The following is a 16,211-nucleotide window of genomic DNA, read 5'->3' on the forward strand; positions in this document are numbered from 1 at the left end:
CCCACTTATCCCTTTATCAGAATAGGTTATTTTAATGAAGAAAGTACTTTGTCTTACCTCATTAGTGGCAAGTGTAATGATATTTAATGCCACAGCAGCGGATGCACCAAAAGAAATTAATCTGGGTATCCTTGGCGGGCAGAATGCAACACAGCAAATTGGCGATAATATATGTGTTAAGGAATTCTTAGAGAAGGAATTAAATGTTAAAACAAATTTGCATAACGCATCTGATTACTCCGGCGTTATTCAAGGTTTGTTAGGTGGAAAGATTGACCTGGTATTAAGTATGTCTCCTTCCTCTTTTGCTTCTGTTTATATCAAAGATCCTAAAGCTGTTGATATTGTAGGTATTGCTATTGATGATACTGACCAATCTCGCGGCTATCACTCTGTCGTCGTCGTAAAAGCAGATAGCCCTTATCAGAAGATTGAAGACTTAAAGGGTAAAGCATTTGGCTTTGCTGACCCAGATTCAACCTCTGGTTTCTTGATCCCCAATCAGATATTTAAACAGAAATTAGGCGGGACACCAGATAACAAATATAACAATTTTTTCTCTAGCGTGACATTCTCTGGCGGGCATGAGCAAGATATTCTTGGGGTCATTAATGGCCAATTTGACGGTGCAGTAACTTGGGCATCGATGATCGGTGATTATAATACTGGATATACTAGCGGCGCATTTACCCGCATGATTCGTATGGATCATCCAGATTTAATGAAGCAGCTCCGTATTATCTGGGAATCTCCCCTTATTCCTAATGGTCCGATTTTAGTCCGCGGTGCTTTGCCACCTGAGTTTAAAGCGCAGCTAGTGGCTGCGGTTAAAAAACTGGATAAAGAAGATCATGGTTGTTTCATCAAAGCGATGGGTGGCAAACAGCATATTGGTGAAACATCACTCAGCGAGTATCAAACTATTATTGATATGAAGCGCGAATTAACCAAAGGCGACCGTTAAGTCGGTCCTGCGGATAAAATATGATAGCTCTGGTTTATCTGGGCTATCATTTTTAGGTGGTAGCTAATTTTGAATACAGACTTTAACTATTACTATCAAAAGGTTCGCGCTAAACAAAAACGTGAAACGTTGATTTGGTCATTGATGCTGGCAATTATCTATCTTGGTGCAGGAAATATTGCTGAGTTTAATTTACATACTATTTTTATTTCTATTCCGCATTTTTTTGATTATCTAGTTGAAACTATTCCCGTACTCCATTGGCATAAATTATTTGCAGATGGTCATACGGAAGGCTCCTTGGCTTATTGGGGTTATCGTCTGCCAATTCAGTTACCGCTAATCTGGGAAACTCTACAACTGGCGGTGGCATCGACGATTTTGTCGGTTATGGTTGCTATTATTTTTGCCTTTTTAGCAGCGAATAATACTCATAGTCCATCGTGGTTGAGATTATCTATTCGCACCTTTGTTGCCTTTTTACGCACTATGCCAGAATTGGCATGGGCGGTGATGTTCGTCATGGCTTTTGGTATTGGGGCTATTCCCGGTTTTTTGGCGTTGGCATTACATACTATTGGTAGCTTAACTAAGTTGTTTTACGAGTCATTGGAAACTGCATCAGATAAACCTGTTCGCGGTCTTGCTGCTTGTGGTGCCGGTAAATTACAACGGATGCGTTTTGCGCTTTGGCCACAAGTAAAACCCATATTTCTTTCCTATAGTTTTATGCGGTTGGAAATTAATTTTCGCCAATCGACCATTTTGGGTTTGGTGGGGGCGGGGGGAATCGGTCAGGAGTTGATGACCTCAATAAAACTGGATCGTTATGATCAGGTGAGTATGACATTATTACTGATTATTATTGTAGTTTCGTTACTGGATTATACATCCGGTAAATTACGCAAACGAGTTGTAGAGGGCGTGTCATAATGTTGACAGACCACTTGAGCGCCGAGCAGCTGGCAATAGTGAAACAACAGCATCCGCAGATTTTCTTACAGCAAAAACGGTATATAAAATCGGTCACGATAATTGCTGTAGGCATTTTTTTATATTATCTTTTTTTCTTCAAAACCTTTGGTATTCCCTGGCAGACATTTGTTAATGGTAGCCAGCAAATAAGCCGGTATTTTTTACGGATGTTTGTCTGGCATGATTTTGTTAATTGGCCATTTAGATATTACTTCGGTCAGATTTTTATTACCTTAGCAATTGTTTTTGCCGGAACAATCACTGCAACCTTGATTGCTTTGCCTCTTTCATTTTTGGCTGCGCGAAATGTGATGTCGACGCCGGGTTTACGCCTTATTTCATTTGTCGTGCGCCGTTTCTTGGATATTTTCCGTGGTATTGATATGGCGATCTGGGGGCTGATTTTTGTCCGTGCTGTCGGGATGGGGCCACTTGCTGGGGTGCTGGCGATTATTATGCAAGATATGGGCTTACTCGGTAAACTCTATGCAGAAGGGCATGAAGCGGTAGATAAATCACCTAATCGCGGTTTAACTGCTCTGGGAGCTAATGCATTACAAAAACAGCGTTTTGGCATTTTCACTCAATCTTTTCCCACCTTTTTAGCTCTCAGCCTCTATCAGATTGAATCCAATACCCGTTCGGCCGCAGTATTAGGTTTTGTGGGCGCTGGCGGTATAGGCTTAGTTTATGCTGAGAATATGAGACTATGGAATTGGGATGTTGTTATGTTTATTACTTTAATAATGGTTGTCATTGTAATGATCATGGATAAAGTTTCTTCCACTTTACGGAAGAAATATATTATTGGTGAGGAAATTCTACTTTATCAACCAACTAATAATATTAAAGCTAAGACTTAATATGTATTTTAATGGTTAAGTTTATTGTTTGTTTATCTCTTACCCTTATTAGTTATTTATTAGAAATAACTAATAAATAATTATATGTCATGGTTTTCAATTTTTGCTATATGTGTATTTTTATTATCAGCCAGATTTACATTGAGAAAATCGGTGTTGATCTATACAATACTGCCCGCTAGGCGTTAAAGACGATTTTTTTCTTGCGATATTCGCGCGCGCCTAATCTAAATAATAGGAATAGGGCAGTAATATGATCAACAACGATGTGCTCCGTAGTGTTCGCTATATGCTTAACGTAAACGATACCAAGATAACAGAGATCATTAAGCTGGCTGATTTTGACGTGGACAATGCGGATGTCGTTAATTTTCTTAAAAAAGAAGACGAAGCTGGATATCAGGATTGTCCTGACCTGGTGATGGCACATTTCCTCAATGGCCTGATTTTCTTTAGACGTGGTAAGGATGACAAGTTCCCTGCGCCAGCGGTAGAGCCAGTCATTACGAACAATATAGTGCTAAAAAAACTACGTGTGGCATTTGAATTGAAAGATACCGATATGCACGATGTTTTCAACGCGGTCGAATTCCCAGTATCTAAGCCTGAGTTAAATGCATTGTTCCGTAAAGAAGGCAGCAAAAACTTCCGCCCTTGTGGTGATCAGGTATTGCGTTATTTCCTGAAAGGTTTGACATTGCGTATCCGTGGCCCTAAAAAATAAAAGTAATTATTTTGATATAAAAGGCCAATGTTAATTGCAAGTAAGAAAGGAGTGGTATTATGCTATTCCTTTTTTATTTAAATATATTTTTTATAGTTTAATGCATTTAAAATATCAATTTCTCTGCCTTTTTTAATTAAATGTAATCCTCGTTCCTGTTGATGAATATCTATTTTTCGAGAGTCGTGGGACGGTAAAGTATTTCACACTATATATTGACTTGCATACGGCTAATGAGAGGTTACGAGATTATTTTCATAGTAATAATATTTGGAATAGAAATATCTAGGAATTCAAACTTTGTTCGATTTTTATTTAGAGTAGGAGGACAGGGCACTAATATCGAGCTTGATAGTATCCGTGTCCTGTCTACTATTTAAGTGACTTTATGGTAGTCGAGTGTTATCGATTGGTAGAGAATCTGATGATCCCCATTCGGCCCAAGAGCCATCATATAAAGATACCGATGTTGCATTTACTGCAGCTAATCCCAGGACAATCACCGCAGCCGTAACCCCTGAGCCACAGCTGGTAATAATAGGTTTGGCCAAGTCCACACCTAGGGTGGCAAAAATACTCTTCAGTTCTTGTGGTGATTTCAGATTGCCATTTTCAATCAGGCTTCCCCAAGGCACATTAATACTACCGGGAATACGGCCCAACTGCAGGCCGGGACGCGGCTCTGGATCTTGTGCTTTAAATCGACCAGCCGGGCGAGCATCTATAATTTGTATTTCATTGTTTTCTAGTGCGGCTAAAACTTCATCAACACTTTTGACTGCGGCGCCATTGAATATTGCTTTGAAGGTTTGAGGTGTTGGGTGTGTCGGGCCGCTCTCTAATGTAAAACCTGCTTGCTGCCACCCACTAAAGCCACCAGCCAATATATATACTTTTTTGGCACCAAATATACGGAATGTCCACCAAACTCGCGGTGCTGAAAACAAATTGCCATCATCATAAATGACTAGGGTTTGCTGCTCATTGATCCCTAGTTGACCAGCCATCTCACTGAATACTTGTGGGGATGGCAACATATGAGGTAAACCGGTGCTGTTATCTGCAACTGCATCAATATCAAAGTAAACAGCCCCAGGAATATGCCCTTGTTCAAACTCGGCCTGAATATTTCTTTTAGGGGTCAGTCCCGGAGGTGACATTCTGGCATCCAGAATAGTGATATCGATATCATTAATATGATCTGCCAGCCATCGTGGTGTTACCAGAAAAGGTGAGTTCATCGCAAATTTCCTGTCGAAGTTATACAGAAGCAGCTTAGTTAAATGCTTCATTGCAGTGCTTACTATATAACGAAATGACGGTATTGAAACCTTGAGTTATCAGTGATGCGTAGTGCCTCTAAAATTGAGGTTTTCTTTCATTTTTATAATGAAAGAAAATTAATAATTCATTTTTTGTTTTTTATACTTTAGTTTTGTGAGCTAGATGGTGAGATTTAATACTTATTAATGCAAGTTTTCATTGGATTTTACCGATTAATTGTACTGGCTCGCAAAAAGGATTTTTAATTTCATTTTACACTTGAAGGTGAAATTTTAATTTCGTATAACCTTTAACATGCAAAGTTTTTTGGTGTGGAGTTAATCTTAACCAGACGAGGAAATAAAATGCAAAAGGTTCGAATTGGCCTTATCGGCACCGGATATATTGGTCGTTGCCATGCCATTGCTTATGCACAGGTTGCGACTGTTTTTCCTTTAAAGGGGGTACCGATATTAGAAATGCTGGCAGAAGTCACGCCAGAATTGGCCCGGCAACGTGCTGCTGAGTTTGGTTTCTCCCGATCGACTGCAAATTGGCAAGAATTGGTAGCCGACCCAGCTATTGATGTAGTAGATATTTGTGCACCAAATTTCTTACACAAGGAAATTGCTCTCGCGGCTATAAGCCATGGCAAGCATGTTTATTCCGAAAAACCTCTGGCTCTTAATGCAGCAGATGCCAAAGAAATGACTGAAGCGGCACGTGAAAAAGGTGTGAAAACGCTGGTGGGATTTAACTATATAAAGAATCCCACCAGTCAGTTAGCACGGGAGATTATTGCCAATGGCGAGATTGGCGAGATCGTGCATTTTTACGGCACTCATAATGAAGATTATCTGGCAGACCCGCAGACACCGTTAGATTGGCATTGTACTAAGGCGCAGGCAGGGTTAGGAGCATTGGGCGATTTAGCCGCCCATATAGTCAATATGGCCCATTATCTGGTAGGTGATATCACAAGTGTATGTGGGGATATGCAGACAGTCATTAAACAGCGGCCCGACCCGAAAAATCCCTCTTTGTTACGGACGGTAGAAAATGAAGATCAGGCAGGAGCACTCGTGCGTTTTGCTAATGGAGTAATGGGGACCATAGAGACATCACGTATTGCATGTGGCCGTAAAATGGGTTTGACCTATGTGGTCACGGGAACTAAGGGCACAATTAGTTATTCCCAAGAGCGCATGGCGGAATTACAACTCTATCGTCATGATGAACCTCAGTCCAGGCAAGGATTTAAAACATTGCTTACAGGGCCATTACATCCGGACTACGCAGCATTTTGTGTGAGTTCTGGGCATGGTATTGGATTTAACGACCAAAAAACGGTCGAAATCCGTGATTTGATTAACGGAATTGCTGCTGGAGATCGTATGTGGCCAGATTTCGAAGAAGGTTGGAAAGTCTCCAAAGTGCTAGATGCTATTGCTATTTCAGCAGAAGAGTTGTGCTGGGTTAATGTAGTAGAAGACTGATATGGTTGACAATAGCTCAATGCTTTTCGACCTCTGTTACATCATTATATAGGATGATTATCTCATTCTCAGATTTACATAGTATTTTAAGTTAGTTAACAGCAGAGATTATTAAGTTGATACTGGCTGGAATTATGCCAAGTATGAGCCTTTAATATGTCTACTGCTGATACCAAATTGAATCACCGTGAAGCCGGAGTCGCTTATTACCTTGGCGAGCAGCAACGAGCGCGGATAAAATTGTTATCTCGTTCTTGGATATGGCGATTGGAATTGCCTACCTGGATATTGATTGGGATTATTTATACTGGCTGGTTTGCCTGCGTTATCTATTGGCAGCAATTAGGCTTGGTGCTTGGTAGTACATTGCTAATATTATTAAGCGCGTGGTATATGTCGTTACAACATGAACTGATCCACGGTCATCCAACTCGCTGGCGACGGTTTAATCAACTATTAGGCACTTTGCCATTAGCAGTTTGGTATCCCTATGGTCTTTATCGTGATTCCCATATTCAGCACCACAACGACGAAGACTTGACTCACCCAGAAAAAGATCCAGAGTGCTATTATTACACTGCAGAACAATGGCAGCGTTTGCCGCCATTATTCAAAAGCATTGTGCGTATTAGCAATACTTTTATTGGCCGATTAATTCTAGGGCCAGCACTGGATATCATTGATACTATTCGCAGCGCAATCAGTGCATTTATTACTGGCGATCGCCCTGCCATTACGATGTGGTTGGTTCATTTTGGTTTACTTGGCTTATTGTTTCACTGGATGGCTGGTTATGGTATTTCGGCTATTTTCTATATTTTGGTGATTAGCTATCCAGCACTTAGCCTGACCAAAGTTAGATCCTTTTTTGAGCATCGTGCAGCTGAAAATAGCGCAGCACGTTCTACCTTAAATGAGGCGGCATGGCCGTGGCGTCTACTATTTTTAAACCTCAACTATCATTTGGTCCATCATGATTTACCTGCTTTACCTTGGTATGGGTTACGCCAGATTTATCTGGAAAGTCGAGTCCAATATCAGCATCGCAGCGAGCAATTCGTGGTGAACGGCTATACTGAATGGTTCGAAGCATTTGTTTTTACAGCTTTGGAGATAGAAATCCATCCCTTTTACGATAGTGAAAATAAAGCTCTGACTGAGAGTATACGAGACACTGTGATTGACAGTGGAGATAGGCGGCCCGAGTCAGTCTAAAGCGCCGCTCAAAGTGAAAGCGAGGACGCTGGGATACCTATAAAACCATAGGACTTGTTTTCATCGACCCGTATTTTACTGTTGTTATATACAGCTATTTGTGTAATCTTAACGGTTAATCTTATCAGCAAAATTCTTTTAAATACTTAGCTATCATACTGTTATGCATAAGATAGATTAGCCTTCTAGCCTAGTGTGGCTTGAATAATATATTTAATATCAATTGGTTATTTGGTTTGTTTTTGACTAAATCTAATATGATTGCTGATTTGTTAATGGTTTTGGTTTTATGCCTTGTTAGTATCGGCGTTTTACAGACATTAACGAGATAACTTTCATTAACCCTTGAGCACATAGAGGTAAAGCATGGCAAAGACCCTAACCCGTAGCCGGATTTTTGCGTTAGCCACAGTAATATTGGCTGTGTCAGGCGGAGCATCACAGGCTGCTGATACTGTCCGTGTTGGCTCAAAAATTGATACTGAAGGCTCATTGCTGGGCAATATTATAGTGCAGGTTCTTGATGCTAATGGAATTAAAACAACCAATAAATCCCAGTTGGGCACTACCAAAGTGGTGCGTGGAGCTATCACCGCTGGTGAGATTGATATTTACCCTGAATACACGGGTAACGGTGCTTTTTTCTTCTCTGATGAAAAAGACCCTGCGTGGAAAGATGCAAAAGCAGGCTATGAAAAAGTAAAAAAATTGGATTATGAGAAGAATAAGTTGGTGTGGCTTTCACCTGCGCCAGCGAACAATACTTGGACCATTGCTGTTCGTCAGGATCTAGCTGATGCGAATAATTTGAAAACATTAGATGATTTAGGTAAATGGATAAATGCGGGGGGCAAATTCAAATTGGCTGCCTCAGCTGAATTTATTGAAAGGCCTGATGCCCTGCCAGCTTTCCAACAAGCATACGGTTTCACATTAAATCAAGACCAACTGCTGTCATTGGCTGGTGGTGACACGGCGGTAACAATTAAAGCGGCTGCTGAGCAAACCTCTGGAGTTAACGCCGCCATGGCGTATGGAACTGATGGTCCGGTCGCTGCATTAGGGCTACGAACATTGGAAGATACTAAAGGTGTACAACCTATCTATGCACCAACCCCAATAATTCGTGAAGCCACATTGAAAGCGCATCCTAATATTCCTGCTTTGCTTGATCCCGTATTTGCCACACTTGATAGTGCAACCCTACAAAAACTGAATGCTCGCATTGCAGTAGAAGGTCAGGATGCGAAGAAAGTTGCTGCTAATTATCTGAAAGAAAAAGGGTTTGTTAAAGGATAGTGATGTATATCTGGGATGGTGCTATAGGTATTTATTTTATCGCCTATAGCGCCATCGAATAAACAGGTAATCTATTGTTATAAAAAGATTACCTGTCAGGGAGATGGGGTTTATGGTTGTAAAAAACCGAGTTCTGCTGGCGCTGGTTCTTTTAATGATTTTATCGGGGGTAGGCTTTTCTTTTGTGAGCCATGCACCGAATCGGTTGATCTCTGGTCAGGGTATTTCATTAATATCATTGATAGCAGGGCCTGTTTGGTGGCTGTTAGTGCCGATACTGATGCTATCTGCTTTTGCATTCTTTAAACAAAATATTGTGGTGTTTTGGTCAACAGTTTTGATAGCCGAAATACTGTTGTTCAGCCTGTTGTTACTGGCTGGAACAACAGCTACACAACTTGCTGGTAGCGAAGAAAGCCTCGCGCGCACGTCACTCGGTAGTGGATTTTGGTTGATGAGTGGGATGAGCATATTGATTGCTGTTGATAGCTTGGCCCGTGCGGTTGTGAATCCTGTTTGGCGTAGTTTGGCGAGTGTTTTGTTAGTTCTGCCAGTGGTAATATTGTTGGCAACCGGGCAACTTGATCAATTGTCATTAATGAAAGAGTACGTTAATCGCCAAGATGTGTTTGATGATGCATTATGGCGACACTTTCAAATCCTGTTGGCAACACTGATACCTGCCGTATTCTTGGGCATTCCCCTTGGTCTATTCTGCTTTCGCTCTCATCGCTTTCAAGGCACCATTTTTTCAACATTGAATATTATTCAAACTATTCCATCCATTGCTTTGTTTGGCATGCTGATAGCCCCTTTAGCTGGGTTGGCTGCGGCTATTCCTTGGTTAGCGGAGCATGGGGTGAGTGGTATCGGGTTAGCTCCTGCTATCGTTGCACTGGTGCTTTATGCTTTATTGCCATTAGTACGCAATGTAGTTGCTGGGTTAGAGGCCGTACCTGACAGTGTTGTTGAATCGGCGCGAGGGATGGGAATGACCCGCACTCAGCTGTTCTTTCAGGTTCAGATACCGATTGCAATGCCATTTATTTTATCCGGAGTTCGTATTATTGCTGTGCAAACCGTCGGGTTGGCTGTTGTCGCTGCGTTGATTGGGGCGGGGGGATTGGGCGCGATTGTATTTCAAGGTTTACTGAGCAGTGCATTGGATTTGGTGCTGTTGGGCGTAATCCCCGTGATAGTGATGGCGGTATTAGTTGATTCGCTGTTTAAATTCATCATTATTTTTATGGATACTTCGCATCGATGATTCATTTCCATCAGGTAACTAAATATTTTGCCGGCAAACGGGCAGTAGATAACCTAACGTTACAGATTGCTAAAGGGGAATTTACTGTGCTGATTGGAACCTCGGGTTCCGGTAAGTCGACCACATTAAAAATGATTAACCGACTTATTGAACATGATGAGGGGGAGATCCATTTTGCTGGTGAGGAGATTCGTAATTATAAGTCCGAAGATATACGACGTCGCATGGGCTATGCAATCCAATCCATAGGGCTCTTCCCCCATTGGACTGTGGAACGCAATATTGGCACCGTACCGCAATTGCTCAAATGGCCTCAGGAGCGAATCCGTCAACGAGTTATTGAATTGCTTGAGTTATTGCACCTGGATCCCGAACAGTTTCTTCGTCGCTATCCTCATCAATTATCAGGAGGGCAGCAACAACGGGTAGGTGTTGCCCGAGCTTTGGCGGCAGATCCAGAAGTATTGTTGATGGACGAGCCATTTGGTGCATTAGACCCAGTGACACGTTCAGCATTGCAGTTCGAAATTACCCGTATTCACCAGTTATCGGGTCGGACTATTGTTTTGGTTACTCATGACATTGATGAAGCTTTGAGTTTGGCTGATCGTATAGTGTTGATGGATGGCGGGCGAGTTATTCAGCAAGGGACACCTCTTGAAATGTTAATTCAACCCGCTAATGACTTTGTTCGTGATTTCTTTGGTCGCAGTGATCTTGGTATCAAGCTGTTATCACTTGGACGGGCTGAACAACGAGTCAGGCGTGGTGAAACTTTGGTTGGACAACCAATACTCGGTACGACTAGCTTGCGTGAAGCACTCTCCCTGTTTGTGTCGCGTCAGACAGATAAATTACTGGTTGCTGACGAATATGGGCAATCATTGGGGGTGCTTTATTTTGCTGATCTGATAGCTGATGCGGATAAGGGGGGATCATGAAACCGACTGTTGTCAAAACAGGTGATGTGAAAGAGATCCCTCTGGAAAAACTCAAGTCAGGATTATTGTATTGTTTAAAAGACCCTCTCTGTTGGGCATTACTCTTACTGGCAGGCTTAGTTTTTGGTATGACGTCTCTGGGCGGTTTTTTTTCGGCGCTATTCCCTGATCTCGACAGACCTATTTATATGCAGGATACATTTTGGTCACTGGTGGTTGCCCATGTTTTTTTAGTACTGATTTCCAGTATTATCGCTGTTTTCATTGGGGTTAGCGCAGGTATTGGAGTGACTCGCCCGGCAGGGAAAGAGTTTCGTTCGGTGGTAGAAACTATTGTCGCGATGGGGCAGACATTTCCACCTGTTGCGGTACTCGCTATTGCCGTCCCTGTGATGGGCTTTAGCGAAAAACCTGCCATTATTGCCTTAGTGCTTTATGGTTTATTACCTATTTTACAAGGGACTATTACGGGTATTGAGTCTGTTTCCAGGGATATCCGTGAGGTAGCCGAAGGGGTGGGGATGAGCGCCCGACAGATTTTATGGCGTGTGGAATTGCCTTTGGCAGCACCGGTTATTGTCGCGGGCATCCGAACGTCAGTCATTATCAATATTGGTACTGCTGCTATCGCTTCAACTGTCGGGACGAAAACTCTAGGTTCTCCAATTATTATCGGACTAAGCGGTTTTAATACTGCTTATGTTATCCAGGGCGCAATTGTAGTCGCCTTATTGGCAATTATTACGGATATGATTTTTACCCGTTGGAACCGGCGTTTGTCTCGTTGGCGGGAATTACAATCTCTCCCTGCCGTAAAACATAACTGATCCTCCAGTCTGCTGCTCTTTTTAAGTAGGTGGCTATAATGATTTCACTGCCCATGTATGGGGTTCGGCCGGAACAAGATGTACGGCCTTTTTGGCAGTTATTATCGCAACAGCTGCGTAGGCATGGTGTGTCAGGAGTAAGTGAACAGTTACTCTGGCCTTTAGATTTATTACAGCATTGGCGCGACCCTACACTGCTGTTGAGCCAGACTTGTGGTTTTCCTCTGGTGACTCAGCTGCAACAACAGGTACGGTTGGTTGGGGTATTCAGTTATCAATCACCTTATTGTTCTGGTGAATATTATCGCAGTTTAGTGGTTGTTCGTGACGACGAACAAGGCGAGCAATTGTCTGACTTTCGTCATCGGACAGTTGTCTACAACAGCACAAACTCCCAATCAGGGTATAATGCGTTACGTGTTTTGATTGCCCCATTGGCGGTTAATGGGCGTTTCTTTTCGCGTCGTGTAGCCTCGGGTAGCCACTATCGTTCAATTGAAATGATTCAACAACGGCAAGCAGATATTGCCGCGATAGATTGTGTTAGCTTCGCATTATTACAGCGTGATAATCCAGCGGCCGTTGCCGGGTTAAAGATTATCGCGAAAACTGACGTTGCACCTGGGTTACCACTTATTACTTCGGTGACAACATCTGAAAAAGAGCTTATCCAGATACGTCAGGCCATCAGAGCTACAGTCAATTCGCCAGCGGCGACTTCAGCTAAGGCTATATTATTGATCAATGGATTTAGCGTATTACCCTGGTCGGCCTATAACGTTATTAAACAGATGCAAGAAAAGGCTGCTGCATTAGGCGTAATAACCCTTTAAAACAGGCAATAAGGAAGCCTTGATTCTCGATGAGATAGGCTAAGGCAGAGGTATAAAGACAATAGTAAAACAGCCATCCTAAATTTCAATCACGCAGCCAGTCATGAAGAACTTCTCAGCAAAAAAAATAGTATAAATATCAATTTGTTAAATTATTTTTTCACTAACAGTGAAATACTCACCTGTGCAAATATGGTCTGGTATTGTGTATTGTTCATGCTGTCATAGGCTTTTATTTCTGTTACGCCAGCTTATCTCGTCCTGATGATCATGATAACCAATGGATAAGGCCATATTCAGGGGGCACTATATGACTGGCAAATATATCAGTGATGATGGTGAAATTGCCGGGCATTGAGCATTGGTAGGGGGAAGTTTTATCCTTAAATCTACTATGCCCCCACAGTTCATTAGTGTCTGAACGGGTCAGGGGCTTGCAGATTTTTTTGCAGCAGAAATACCGCTATTGGATGGGCGCTTACGGTGATTCCTGACCATTGTTGGACAAGCCCGCAGGGCCAATATCAGACAATGGACTGGATTCCGTGGTTTCAGTTTCATGTGGAGTTGTTGAACGGGTATAAATGTTCAACCCAGCCAGAAAAACGCCACCTAAAGAACTCAGAGCCATAACTGCAATCAGAATAATGAGTGCTTTTCTCAGCATAATTATTTTCACTTTTTATCTAAATAGCGTGAATTATATCCTGTTTACTAAATGAAACAACCATGTTGCATTCTTGCTGTATATGCTCGTGATGTTTCAAGCTGCGATTCGAGTTATTTAGAGCATAGAGATTAACGAGATTTAAACAGAAATTTCCCCAAAGTGACCAAAACCACCGCAGAAACAATGACGGCTAATGCCCACCACTCTCGGGTAGAGAGACTTTCACCGGCAAAACTAATACCCAACAATACTGCAACGACTGGGTTTACATAGGCATAGCTGGTTGCCACCGCTGGGCGGACATTTTTCAGTAGGAACATATAAGCACTGATGGCAAGCATTGAGCCAAAAACAATCAAGTAAAGTAGTGACAGAATGCCCGCCATCGAGGGAGTTTGGGTCAGTTCTTCGCCACTTAGCGTACTGGCAAGCAGCAAAACAACGCCAGCGACCAGCATTTGCGCTGCACCGGACATCGGCCCATTAGGTAACGCGATTCGTGAGCTCCAGACCGAGCCAAAAGCCCAACTAGCAGAAGCCAGTAATATCAGCAGCGCGCCCAGTGGATTGCCTAATAAGTTGCTGCCGGTATTGAGCAATATAATACCTACCAGCCCAAGAGCAATGCCTGACCATTCCAGTTTAGTATTCCGCATCCCCCATAACATACTGAAACACAAAGTGAAGAGTGGAACAGTTGCCACCATCACGGCGGCAATGCCGGAGGGAACATGCTGGTGTTCTGCAATGGTGACTAACCCATTACCGATAGCCAATAATAAAATACCAATCGTGCTGGCACCCATCCATTGGCGCAAAGTGGGGAGGGCATGACCACGAATAGCCAGGAAGCTGAACAATAATACCCCGGCAATCAGGTAGCGTAATCCTGCCATCATCAACGGTGGCCAGCTTTCGACCCCGATTCGAATGACCAAATAAGTAGAACCCCAGACGAAGTATAAGGTGAAAAGTGAACCGACCAGCAACCACAGATTACGGCTATTTTGCTTCAGCATAGTTATTCAATAGGAAAGGAACAATAAAATAGAGATGTACCAGTAAACATGAGAATAGCTATCGTTAGCAAAGGTTTTTATCATTTATTTACGTTTTAATTTTTCGTCTAAAATTTTCGTTAAAACAGATAGTTATTCTTATAATCAATACCACTTGGCTTAATAAGCAGTGACAAAACCTACTTTTGTCAAGAAAGCAAAAATTGCTTCAGGGATGATGCATAAAATCAGGGTACACAACTGAGCCTATATGACAATTATCGAATAAGGTGAGTGGGTTATGGGGCAATACGTTTGCTGATGGGGGGCCAGATTAGGATGCGTATTATTAATCTGACACGTTCTTATTTCGGCCTGGCGACACTGTTGGCACTGCTTTTTATGCCCATCGCTGAGGCAGCACAGAGTGAATACATTTTTTTATCTACCCGTGCGCTGCAACATAATCAATGGGTTATCGCGGAAGATAAAGAGAAAGATCGATTGCAGAAAGGGATTGAACAGGCTGATTTTTCCGATACAGCGAGTCAAATGTACAAAACTGAAGCGCTGCGTGACGTCGGGTTATTATCTGTTCCTATTAATAAATAAATTATTAATAAGTAATAAAAAACCGGGAGTGACCTCCCGGCAAAATGTGATGACTGCTAATAAAATAAATTCACAAAACACGATGAAACATTCAAACAATAAAGCAATGAGGATAATGCTAAATCACCAGATTAGAATTGATAGACCAGGCCAACCGCAGCAACGTTATCTGTATTCAGTTTCAGTTTATTATCATTGTTCAACTGGTTTATTTTATAATCTACATAGGTTGACATGTTTTTATTGAAGTAATATATAGCACCGATGTCAATGTATTTGACCAGGTCAGCATCGCCAACACCTTCGATATCTTTTCCTTTAGATTGAATATAAGCCAAAGAAGGTTTTAAACCGAAATCGAACTGATATTGTGCGACCAATTCAATATTCTGAGTTTTATTAGCAAAACCACTAACGCCAGTTGAAACATTATTAATAACCGCAGTACCAGAAATAGGTGTCATATTGCGGGTTTCAGCGTAAGTTGCACCTAAGTAAACACCGTTATCATCATATTTTAGGCCAGTTGTCCAGGCATCAGCTTTATCGCCTTTACCAAATCGACCTTCTTTCTGGGCTGTGGTGCGGTTAGATGAAGAATAAGCTGCACCCACACTGACACCCGCACCAATTGCGTAGCTGGAAGACATGCCGAAGCCGTCGCCATTCTGTTTGGTGGCATCTGCACGGCCATTGGTGTTGTCGGATTCGTTGCCATTTTTACCCTGATATTGCAGGGAGAATTTCAGTCCATCAACCAGACCGAAGAAATCTGTATTACGGTAAGTTGCCACGCCAGTCGTACGGCCAGTCAAGAAGTTATCGGTTCTGGTGTAGCTGTCATTACCAAATTCCGGCAGCATATCGGTCCAGGCCGCGATGTCATATAATACGCCATAGTTACGACCATAATCGATTGAACCTAATTTACCGTAACGTAAACCCGCAAATGCTAAGCGTGTTTTGTTGTCTTTTGTTTCCTGGCTTTCAGCGTAGTTAGCGGCGAAGTTATATTCCCACTGACCATAACCAGTTAATTGGTCGGTGATTTGGGTGGCACCTTTAAAACCAAGGCGAACATAAGATTTGTCACCATCACTTTTACTATTATCAGAGAAATAATGCAGAGCTTTTACTTTCCCGTATAAATCCAGTTTATTACCATCTTTATTGTAGATTTCTGCTGCGTGTGAAGAAGTGGCAACTAATAAAGCCGGTATTAGGATTGACAGAATATTACGTTTCATATTTATGCCCTGTTTCT

General features: G+C 42.2%; 16 protein-coding genes. 12 read left to right on the forward strand and 4 right to left on the reverse strand.

Annotated features, from left to right (window positions below; all coding sequences use genetic code 11):
* Nucleotides 1–34: 34 nt before the first annotated feature.
* The 4 genes from phnD (at nucleotide 35) to DXZ79_RS07195 (ending at nucleotide 3,526) form a co-directional block, all read left to right on the forward strand.
* Nucleotides 35–964: a phosphonate ABC transporter substrate-binding protein gene (phnD, locus tag DXZ79_RS07180; protein WP_038634495.1), complete on the forward strand. Its 930-nt coding sequence runs from the start codon at nucleotides 35–37 to the stop codon at nucleotides 962–964.
* Nucleotides 965–1,033: 69 nt separating this feature from the next.
* A complete protein-coding gene (gene phnE / locus DXZ79_RS07185) occupies nucleotides 1,034–1,897 on the forward strand; it encodes a phosphonate ABC transporter, permease protein PhnE (protein WP_038634492.1) in 864 nt (287 codons plus the stop codon).
* On the forward strand, nucleotides 1,897–2,802 hold the full coding sequence (gene phnE, locus DXZ79_RS07190; RefSeq protein ID WP_038634490.1) for a phosphonate ABC transporter, permease protein PhnE: 906 nt from the start codon (nucleotides 1,897–1,899) through the stop codon (nucleotides 2,800–2,802). Before phnE (DXZ79_RS07185) ends, phnE (DXZ79_RS07190) begins: the two co-directional genes overlap by 1 nt.
* 253 nt (nucleotides 2,803–3,055) lie before the next feature.
* Entirely contained in the window at nucleotides 3,056–3,526 is a 471-nt protein-coding gene (locus DXZ79_RS07195) for a YehS family protein (protein WP_032820273.1), read from the forward strand.
* A gap of 386 nt (nucleotides 3,527–3,912) precedes the next feature.
* On the opposite strand, the gene sseA is transcribed toward DXZ79_RS07195, so the two are convergent.
* Entirely contained in the window at nucleotides 3,913–4,767 is an 855-nt protein-coding gene (gene sseA, locus DXZ79_RS07200) for a 3-mercaptopyruvate sulfurtransferase (RefSeq protein ID WP_120011180.1), read from the reverse strand.
* Nucleotides 4,768–5,154: 387 nt separating this feature from the next.
* Between sseA and DXZ79_RS07205 the strand changes: the two genes are divergently transcribed.
* The 7 genes from DXZ79_RS07205 (at nucleotide 5,155) to DXZ79_RS07235 (ending at nucleotide 12,667) form a co-directional block, all read left to right on the forward strand.
* Nucleotides 5,155–6,285, forward strand: a complete 1,131-nt coding sequence (locus DXZ79_RS07205; protein ID WP_038634483.1) for a Gfo/Idh/MocA family protein — start codon at nucleotides 5,155–5,157, stop codon at nucleotides 6,283–6,285.
* A gap of 156 nt (nucleotides 6,286–6,441) precedes the next feature.
* Entirely contained in the window at nucleotides 6,442–7,500 is a 1,059-nt protein-coding gene (locus DXZ79_RS07210) for a fatty acid desaturase (protein ID WP_038634480.1), read from the forward strand.
* A gap of 366 nt (nucleotides 7,501–7,866) precedes the next feature.
* Nucleotides 7,867–8,799 carry a glycine betaine ABC transporter substrate-binding protein OsmF gene (gene osmF / locus DXZ79_RS07215; protein ID WP_038634478.1) on the forward strand — a complete coding sequence of 311 codons (933 nt, stop codon included), beginning with the start codon at nucleotides 7,867–7,869 and terminating at the stop codon, nucleotides 8,797–8,799.
* Nucleotides 8,800–8,911: 112 nt separating this feature from the next.
* Nucleotides 8,912–10,066, forward strand: a complete 1,155-nt coding sequence (locus DXZ79_RS07220; RefSeq protein ID WP_038634474.1) for an ABC transporter permease — start codon at nucleotides 8,912–8,914, stop codon at nucleotides 10,064–10,066.
* Nucleotides 10,063–11,007, forward strand: a complete 945-nt coding sequence (locus DXZ79_RS07225) for an ABC transporter ATP-binding protein (protein WP_038634470.1) — start codon at nucleotides 10,063–10,065, stop codon at nucleotides 11,005–11,007. The genes DXZ79_RS07220 and DXZ79_RS07225 overlap by 4 nt, the downstream gene beginning before the upstream one ends.
* 128 nt (nucleotides 11,008–11,135) lie before the next feature.
* Nucleotides 11,136–11,834, forward strand: a complete 699-nt coding sequence (locus DXZ79_RS07230; RefSeq protein WP_072089038.1) for an ABC transporter permease — start codon at nucleotides 11,136–11,138, stop codon at nucleotides 11,832–11,834.
* Nucleotides 11,835–11,872: 38 nt separating this feature from the next.
* Nucleotides 11,873–12,667: a phosphate/phosphite/phosphonate ABC transporter substrate-binding protein gene (locus DXZ79_RS07235; RefSeq protein WP_042562355.1), complete on the forward strand. Its 795-nt coding sequence runs from the start codon at nucleotides 11,873–11,875 to the stop codon at nucleotides 12,665–12,667.
* 478 nt (nucleotides 12,668–13,145) lie between these two features.
* Here the strand turns inward: DXZ79_RS07235 and DXZ79_RS07245 are convergent, their stop codons facing one another.
* Nucleotides 13,146–13,334: a hypothetical protein gene (locus DXZ79_RS07245; protein WP_025377722.1), complete on the reverse strand. Its 189-nt coding sequence runs from the start codon at nucleotides 13,332–13,334 to the stop codon at nucleotides 13,146–13,148.
* 131 nt (nucleotides 13,335–13,465) lie between these two features.
* Nucleotides 13,466–14,356 (reverse strand): drug/metabolite exporter YedA, encoded by an 891-nt coding sequence (gene yedA / locus DXZ79_RS07250; protein WP_050291424.1) that lies wholly within the window; start codon nucleotides 14,354–14,356, stop codon nucleotides 13,466–13,468.
* Between the two features lie 318 nt (nucleotides 14,357–14,674).
* Here yedA and DXZ79_RS20795 point away from each other — a divergent pair, with 318 nt between their 5' ends.
* Entirely contained in the window at nucleotides 14,675–14,947 is a 273-nt protein-coding gene (locus tag DXZ79_RS20795; RefSeq protein ID WP_050291423.1) for a hypothetical protein, read from the forward strand.
* A 131-nt stretch (nucleotides 14,948–15,078) separates the two neighbouring features.
* Here DXZ79_RS20795 and ompF2 read toward each other — a convergent pair whose 3' ends face one another.
* Complete coding sequence (gene ompF2, locus DXZ79_RS07260) at nucleotides 15,079–16,194, reverse strand: porin OmpF2 (RefSeq protein WP_120011181.1); 1,116 nt, start codon at nucleotides 16,192–16,194, stop codon at nucleotides 15,079–15,081.
* Between the last annotated feature and the right edge of the window lie 17 nt (nucleotides 16,195–16,211).

The sequence above is a fragment of the Yersinia rochesterensis genome (genome assembly GCF_003600645.1).
In the GTDB taxonomy this organism is placed as follows: domain Bacteria; phylum Pseudomonadota; class Gammaproteobacteria; order Enterobacterales; family Enterobacteriaceae; genus Yersinia; species Yersinia rochesterensis.